7 protein-coding genes are annotated in these 4,866 nt (G+C 31.4%); 3 read left to right on the forward strand and 4 right to left on the reverse strand.

Features of this window, described 5'->3' with window-relative positions:
• Positions 1-261: 261 nt before the first annotated feature.
• Entirely contained in the window at positions 262-723 is a 462-nt protein-coding gene (locus CI949_RS16830; RefSeq protein WP_290768464.1) for a hypothetical protein, read from the reverse strand.
• 342 nt (positions 724-1,065) lie between these two features.
• Between CI949_RS16830 and CI949_RS16835 the strand changes: the two genes are divergently transcribed.
• The 3 genes from CI949_RS16835 to CI949_RS16845 all read left to right on the forward strand — a co-directional run bounded on the left by CI949_RS16835 (position 1,066) and on the right by CI949_RS16845 (position 2,970).
• The gene (locus CI949_RS16835; protein ID WP_290768466.1) at positions 1,066-1,959 is read left to right on the forward strand and encodes a hypothetical protein; all 894 of its coding nucleotides are present in this window, start codon (positions 1,066-1,068) and stop codon (positions 1,957-1,959) included.
• A gap of 129 nt (positions 1,960-2,088) precedes the next feature.
• Positions 2,089-2,631, forward strand: coding sequence for a replicative helicase loader/inhibitor (locus CI949_RS16840; RefSeq protein ID WP_290768469.1), 543 nt, complete (start codon positions 2,089-2,091; stop codon positions 2,629-2,631).
• Positions 2,632-2,970 (forward strand): hypothetical protein, encoded by a 339-nt coding sequence (locus CI949_RS16845; RefSeq protein WP_290768473.1) that lies wholly within the window; start codon positions 2,632-2,634, stop codon positions 2,968-2,970.
• Positions 2,971-3,011: 41 nt separating this feature from the next.
• On the opposite strand, the gene CI949_RS16850 is transcribed toward CI949_RS16845, so the two are convergent.
• The 3 genes from CI949_RS16850 to CI949_RS16860 form a co-directional block, all read right to left on the reverse strand.
• The gene (locus CI949_RS16850; RefSeq protein ID WP_290768476.1) at positions 3,012-3,191 is read right to left on the reverse strand and encodes a YvrJ family protein; all 180 of its coding nucleotides are present in this window, start codon (positions 3,189-3,191) and stop codon (positions 3,012-3,014) included.
• A gap of 83 nt (positions 3,192-3,274) precedes the next feature.
• Positions 3,275-4,438 carry a glycosyltransferase family 2 protein gene (locus tag CI949_RS16855; RefSeq protein WP_290768478.1) on the reverse strand — a complete coding sequence of 388 codons (1,164 nt, stop codon included), beginning with the start codon at positions 4,436-4,438 and terminating at the stop codon, positions 3,275-3,277.
• Positions 4,438-4,866 (reverse strand): hypothetical protein (locus tag CI949_RS16860; RefSeq protein ID WP_290768481.1); only part of this gene is annotated, 429 nt, incomplete at its 5' end. The genes CI949_RS16860 and CI949_RS16855, both read right to left, overlap by 1 nt.

Here is a 4,866-nt window from a genome sequence, read left to right on the forward strand (position 1 = left end):
CTATCATTTCAATAAAATCGACAAAATTAGCATATTACTCCATCTATAATTACATACGTATTGTCAAAAAATAATTTAATTTATATAGTCAAAACCCTATTTTAACAGGGATTTGAGCCTAAATACTTGTCTCCTCTTTTTGAGATATATTTAAGTTGGCGTATCTTTAGCTATTTATTAGCATTTTCAGCTTAAACAGGTGCATGTAATGTAGGTCTAACCCCTAAACATGGAGAATATGTTTGTTAATCTAGCTCATTCCTAGTTAATATATACTTTTATATCATCCCATTTACCAGTGGAGTCATATTCAGCTCCATCTTTAACTAAAATACCGGCTGAAACTAATTTTTTATTTGATTCCTCTTCCACTAATTCAATCCCATTTTCTTTTAACTTTTTTAAATCTGGCAAACAATCTTTATTTAAGCCTTTCATTTTATAAATAGCAATTATTTTATCCCGTAATTCCTCAAGTGTTTGATGATCAACCCGATGAGCAGTTTCAGTCCAAAAATGTGCTTCTTGATTTAACATACTATAATTATAATTTTCTTTTATATCAGATAACAATTCTTGTAAAGGCTGAATTATTTTTTTAGAATTAATGACAGACTTCAACAACTGAGATAACCCATATTTTCTCATTTCATCTTTAAAAGGTACATTTATCTTTTTCTCTTCAGCTATATCATAAACAGCATTTTCTAATGCAATCCGCATATATAATAACGCATTTCTACAGTCTTTTTTTAAGTTAAATTATTCTTAAAATAGTTTTAACTGTATTATCTCATTACCAATATTATACTGTGATTATATGTAAATTACAAGACTTATTGTCTAATAAATTATCATTCCCTCTTCTAATCCCCTCTTTATACAATATAGGTATTATTTAGAAAAACCTACAAACCACCCTTAAAATTTTTTCCAGAAGATGCTATAATATCTAATATAAATTTTAGTTAAGATTAAGTATCACTATCAATCCAGGAGAAAGGAGGATAAGCTAAATTTTTTAATCCAAATTGTGAAAATATTCTAAAAAGAAAGGATTATACTATGACTTATCAAAAAGTACAGACTAATTTCTGGATAAATAACAAAGTAAGAAGCTGGGATTTTAAAACAAGGATGATCGCCCTCTATCTGCTTACAAATCAGCATCGGATTTCCGAAGGGCTTTACCGTCTTCCTCTAAGCTACATAGCTGAGGATTTGCAGTTAAAAGTAAAAGACATAAAAAAAGCAATTGAACGTTTAAGCAGAGATCAATTTATCAAATATGACAGAGATAATTCTATGATTTTGATCATCAATGCTTTAAAGTATCAACCATTACAGAATATTAATCACATTAAGGCAGCAGTAAATAAACTAGAATCTTTACCCGTTTCTCCTCTGCTGGGAGAATTAATTAGGCTGGCAGAGTGCTATAATCCTAAGTTCTATAATTTTCTCAAAAAAGAAAGTAAGGAAAAAGGATTTCTCAAAAAGCCTTTCGGTCAGATAAATAAAAAAGCTACAGAGAAAAATAAGGGGCTTCAAACAAATGGTAACAAGCCCCTTAAAACAAAATGTTTTGATTCTCAAGCTCTAGCTCAGGCTCTTACTCCAACTCCTGCTCAAACTCAAGCTCAAGTAGAAACAGATGCTGACAAAAATGCAGAAATAATTTTTCTGAACAAAACATTCGACAATAATAATTTAGATAAAGCAGCTGAACTTACAGGTTACTTAATCAGTTTAATCCTTAAGAATAACTCCAGGGCCTCTGTCCCAAAAAAAGAGCTGGCAGATTCCCGCTTCAAAAAGTGGGTTAAAGAAATTGATAAACTTCACCGTCTGGGTCCAGTAGGAGCTAAAAAAGTGAGAATAAAGGTTACAGCTTTGCAGAGATTAAAGCAATTATTGACTTCTCCCAGCAGGATCAGTTCTGGAAAAGTAATATTTTAAGTACTAAAAAGCTGAGAAAACAGGTGATTAAGCTGGAAAACAAACTGAAAAGTTCTAAATCTAATCCCACCTCTCAAAAAACAGCTCAATTAAAAAAGATTTATCTAGAAGCAAAGGAGGAAGAGCAAAATGAAGAAAAGTGAAATCATTAAAATCCTAAGCTATTTAAATAACTGTTACAGCAACCGCTTTAAGTTTCCCAAGCCAAATGATGAAGACGGCACTAAATTGATGGTGGAAGTCTGGCATGACCTTTTAAAGTATTATCAGTATCAGCTGGTAGTGGCTGCAGTTAAGAAATTGATTATCAATCGGCCCCAGTGGCCACCTACTCCTGGAGAAATTGTTAAGGAAGTAGAAATACTAAAACTACCTGATGAGGCTAAAATAACGGCTGGAGAAGCCTGGTATCTAGCTTTAAAAGCTGTTCGTAAGTATGGCTACTATAATTCCATTGAAGGAATGGCATCTCTTCCGGAAAGTGTTAAGGAAGCTGTCCGCAACTTTGGCGGTTTTGCCGCTTTATGTCACAGTGAAGATAACGAATATGTTAAAAGCCGTTTTCTTAAAATCTATCAGGAAGTTAATTCAAAGAGAAAGGATACTGCTTATCTGCCCCTTCCTTTTAAAGAAAAATTACTTTTAATCTCAGAAGAAAAAGAGGTGCAGTAAATGTCTGACAAAAAATATACAGAAGAGGAATTATATCAACTGCTCTTTGAGAAAGCTGAAGCGATAGAAAAAGTTCCGGGTGTAAGAGAAATTAATAGTGATCCCAGGCTGCCTAATTACGAAGTGTTTAAAGAATGCTTTGGTAATTTTAGAAAGTCATATAAGTTAAAAGAACTGGTTCAGGAATTCAGTCTGTTAAATAAGATGAATGGCTGTTACTGCCTGGACTGCACAAAGAATCCTGAGAAATGTAAATTGAGTCCTTTAACCTGTAAGTCAAAATATACAGAAGAAGAATTGAAACCTTATTTTGAGCTATTTGATACAATAGTTTTTTAATCACTCCTGCAGCCTCTTTTTTAAGGGGCTGCTCCTTAAAGCTAAAGTTTCTTTTCTTTTTGAAGTTTTCTCAAATCTGCTGATTCAATGTTGCTGAGTAAAATTAGAGTGTCTATTGATTCTTTAAGACCTCTAAGCAGTGATTCAAAACGCAGCAGTAGATAAATTGAGAGAACCATGGGAAAACCATAAGAACTGATTAATTCAAATAACTGTTCCATATAAATTAACCCCCTCCTGAACTAATGTTTGATTTAATGATATCATCTTAGTTTAGAAAGAGGAAGTGTGGTTTGTTATTGAATTATCTTGTTGACTCAGCCTTATCCCAGACAGCTTTGTTTTTTCCTAAAAAGCTTTTAATAACAGCAATTAACTGAGCTGTTATTGTCATAGTATAAAAATATGGTAAATAGAATAATTTTGATTTTAGCTTAGTTACAGCACCAATGAAAGCCAAAAGATAAAAGGAGACCTGCCCTATTAATGCCAGATTATAGATCCAATGTTGATTCCATAAATAAAAGTTGCTGACTAATAAAAATAGATGCAGTAAATATAGGGAATATCTCAAAGTCCTATGGGAAAAATAGAAATAACTAAACCAGCCTGTTTTAAAAGGATTATATTTCGAAAATCTCTCAAAAATATTCCAGGGTAGACCTCTAAACATCCTTACTTTTCTTTTAAACTCATCTCCAGTATTTTCGCCGGCCTTCTCATAAGCAATTGCTTCTTTTTGATACCTTGCCTTTTTGCCTTTCAAAACCATAACAGTTGGCATTGTTCCATCATGACATCTAATTGGCTTTAAATCTTCATAATCTGATTTTCTAATAGCATAAATTGCTCCATTACCTGCTGTTACCGATGCAATATTGGATTCCCATTCCCGCATTTTAAGATCATAATTCCAATAAGTACTTTCTGATTCAGCTGTTATATTATCATAATCATTAACATACTGTAATCCACCACAGATATAGCCGATAGATTGATCTTCAAATCCCGAAATTAACTTTTTAAGAGAATCTTCTTCCCAGATAGTATTGGCATCAGAAAAAGCTATAATTTCTCCGTTTGCAGTTCTTACAGCTTCATTTTGAGCATTGGTTTTACCTTTTCGGTCTTTTACTATATATAATTTTAGCTTAGGAATATCTTTCCCTTGATGTTCTGCTATAAATTCTTCTACAATCTGATTAGTATTATCATCACTATTATCAGAAGCAACTATTATTTCTAGTTTTGAAGAATCATAATTTAAACTGATAGCGTTTTCAAGTTTCTTTTTGATTACCTTTTCTTCATTATGAGCTGCAATTATAAAAGATATATTGGGATATTCTTTTAATTCTTTATTTAGTTTTTCTTTTGAAAATATTTTATTAAAAACAGCTAATGATACAGGATAAAATATAAAACTGTGTAATATTAATATTAATGATAACCAGAAAATTATTTGCATTATTTTTCTCCTTGCTTTTTCTGAAAAGATTTTAAAAAGTGCCAGCTTGAAGGATGTGACACTTCAAAAACAGTTGTATCTTTAAATATTTTAGTAATCTCTTCTGTTACATCTGAAGTTGCAGCATTAATTATAAAGTCAGCTTCAATCTCATTAATCGTTTTTTTGAAATCATTTTTTAGTACTTCAAATAATTTCTTCCAAACTTTGATTTTTAAATTTTTTATCATTCCAGCATTATGTATTTGAGCAAGTGAAGTTTGATATGGAACAGGATTAACAAATAAAATATTATATTTATTGTTGGTTTTTAAATGTAAGCCAAGATTATTTAGAATGGGTAAAACATATTTCACAAAATACTTTTTAAAATTATTACCTGTAGTTCCAACCGCTGGAGCAATCGCCTGAAAATCAGAATCATATTC

The organism is Halanaerobium sp. (assembly GCF_003070835.1).

Coding starts and splice junctions, on each gene's coding strand:
- CI949_RS16830 (WP_290768464.1), bottom strand. CDS start 723: ATGCGGATTGCATTAGAAAATGCTGTTTATGATATAGCTGAAGAGAAA.
- CI949_RS16835 (WP_290768466.1), top strand. CDS start 1,066: ATGACTTATCAAAAAGTACAGACTAATTTCTGGATAAATAACAAAGTA.
- CI949_RS16840 (WP_290768469.1), top strand. CDS start 2,089: ATGAAGAAAAGTGAAATCATTAAAATCCTAAGCTATTTAAATAACTGT.
- CI949_RS16845 (WP_290768473.1), top strand. CDS start 2,632: ATGTCTGACAAAAAATATACAGAAGAGGAATTATATCAACTGCTCTTT.
- CI949_RS16850 (WP_290768476.1), bottom strand. CDS start 3,191: ATGGAACAGTTATTTGAATTAATCAGTTCTTATGGTTTTCCCATGGTT.
- CI949_RS16855 (WP_290768478.1), bottom strand. CDS start 4,438: ATGCAAATAATTTTCTGGTTATCATTAATATTAATATTACACAGTTTT.